This is a genomic window from Uliginosibacterium paludis, from assembly GCF_039631355.1.
Lineage (GTDB): Bacteria > Pseudomonadota > Gammaproteobacteria > Burkholderiales > Rhodocyclaceae > Uliginosibacterium > Uliginosibacterium paludis.
Window position 1 is genome coordinate 2,501 of record NZ_JBDIVF010000020.1, and the last position, 2,500, is coordinate 5,000.

Consider the following 2,500-nt stretch of genomic DNA (forward strand, 5'->3'; position numbering starts at 1 on the left):
TGGTGGATGCCTTGGCGATCACAGGCGATGAAGGACGTGCAAGCCTGCGAAAAGCTGCGGGGAGCTGGCAATGAAGCTTTGATCCGCAGATGTCCGAATGGGGAAACCCCCTCAGCAATGAGGATCCCTGACTGAATACATAGGTCAGCGGAGGCGAACCGGGAGAACTGAAACATCTAAGTACCCCGAGGAAAAGAAATCAACCGAGATTCCCTGAGTAGTGGCGAGCGAACGGGGAAGAGCCTGTACGTGATAATTCAATTGTTAGCAGAACGGTCTGGAAAGTCCGGCGATAGTGGGTGATAGCCCCGTATGCGAAAACAACTGGATGGTACTGAGCGTACGACAAGTAGGGCGGGGCACGAGAAACCCTGTCTGAACATGGGGGGACCATCCTCCAAGGCTAAATACTCGTGATCGACCGATAGTGAACAAGTACCGTGAGGGAAAGGCGAAAAGAACCCCGGGAGGGGAGTGAAATAGATCCTGAAACCGCGTGCATACAAACAGTGGGAGCCTCGTAAGGGGTGACTGCGTACCTTTTGTATAATGGGTCAGCGACTTACGTTGTGTGGCGAGCTTAACCGAATAGGGGAGGCGTAGCGAAAGCGAGTCTGATAAGGGCGAATCAGTCGCACGGCGTAGACCCGAAACCAGATGATCTATCCATGGCCAGGATGAAGGTGCCGTAACAGGTACTGGAGGTCCGAACCCACTAACGTTGAAAAGTTAGGGGATGAGCTGTGGATAGGGGTGAAAGGCTAAACAAATCTGGAGATAGCTGGTTCTCCCCGAAAACTATTTAGGTAGTGCGTCGTACGGACACTTGCGGGGGTAGAGCACTGTAATCGTTGAGGGGGTCATTGCGATCTACCTCGCGATAGCAAACTCCGAATACCGCAAAGTGATATACGGCAGACAGACATCGGGTGCTAACGTCCGGTGTCAAGAGGGAAACAACCCAGACCGCCAGCTAAGGTCCCAAATGCATGGTTAAGTGGAAAACGAGGTGGGAAGGCATAGACAGCTAGGAGGTTGGCTTAGAAGCAGCCACCCTTTAAAGAAAGCGTAATAGCTCACTAGTCGAGTCGTCCTGCGCGGAAGATGTAACGGGGCTCAAACCATGAACCGAAGCTGCGGATGCGTACTTTGTACGTGTGGTAGGGGAGCGTTCCGTAAGCCTGCGAAGGTGGATCGAGAGGTCTGCTGGAGGTATCGGAAGTGCGAATGCTGACATGAGTAGCGATAAAACGAGTGAAAAGCTCGTTCGCCGAAAGCCCAAGGTTTCCTACGCAACGTTCATCGGCGTAGGGTGAGTCGGCCCCTAAGGCGAGGCAGAAATGCGTAGTCGATGGGAAACAGGTGAATATTCCTGTACCGGTTCTTGATGCGATGGGGGGACGGAGAAGGTTAGGCCAGCCAGGCGTTGGATGTCCTGGTTCAAGCCCGTAGGCGTGCTCTTTAGGCAAATCCGGAGAGCTTAGCTGAGAGGTGATAACGAGTCTGCTTGCAGACGAAGTGGTTGATACCCTGCTTCCAGGAAAAGCCTCTAAGCTTCAGTCAAGAATCGACCGTACCGCAAACCGACACAGGTGGGCAGGTTGAAAATACCAAGGCGCTTGAGAGAACTCAGGAGAAGGAACTCGGCAAATTGATACCGTAACTTCGGGAGAAGGTATGCCTCTGTAGCTTGTAGATGAACAATCGAAGGGCGACGAGGCCGCAGAGAATCGGTGGCTGCGACTGTTTATTAAAAACACAGCACTCTGCAAAATCGAAAGATGACGTATAGGGTGTGACGCCTGCCCGGTGCCGGAAGGTTAAGTGATGGGGTGCAAGCTCTTGATCGAAGCCCCGGTAAACGGCGGCCGTAACTATAACGGTCCTAAGGTAGCGAAATTCCTTGTCGGGTAAGTTCCGACCTGCACGAATGGCGTAACGATGGCCACACTGTCTCCTCCTGAGACTCAGCGAAGTTGAAATGTTTGTGAAGATGCAATCTCCCCGCGGCTAGACGGAAAGACCCCATGAACCTTTACTGCAGCTTTGCATTGGACTTTGACGGGACTTGTGTAGGATAGGTGGGAGGCTTTGAAGCGAGGACGCTAGTTCTCGTGGAGCCGTCCTTGAAATACCACCCTGGTGTCGTTGAGGTTCTAACCTTGGTCCGTGAATCCGGATCGGGGACCGTGCATGGTAGGCAGTTTGACTGGGGCGGTCTCCTCCCAAAAGGTAACGGAGGAGTTCGAAGGTCGCCTAGGTACGGTCGGACATCGTACTGATAGTGCAATGGCAAAAGGCGGCTTGACTGCGAGACCGACAAGTCGAGCAGGTGCGAAAGCAGGACATAGTGATCCGGTGGTTCTGTATGGAAGGGCCATCGCTCAACGGATAAAAGGTACTCTGGGGATAACAGGCTGATTCCGCCCAAGAGTTCACATCGACGGCGGAGTTTGGCACCTCGATGTCGGCTCATCACATCCTGGGGCTGTAGCCGGTC

General features: G+C 53.4%; 1 rRNA gene (only partly in view). It reads left to right on the forward strand.

From position 1 onward, the window contains the following. Positions 1 to 2,500, forward strand: a 23S ribosomal RNA gene (locus ABDB87_RS20330) (it extends past both window edges: 21 nt to the left, 366 nt to the right).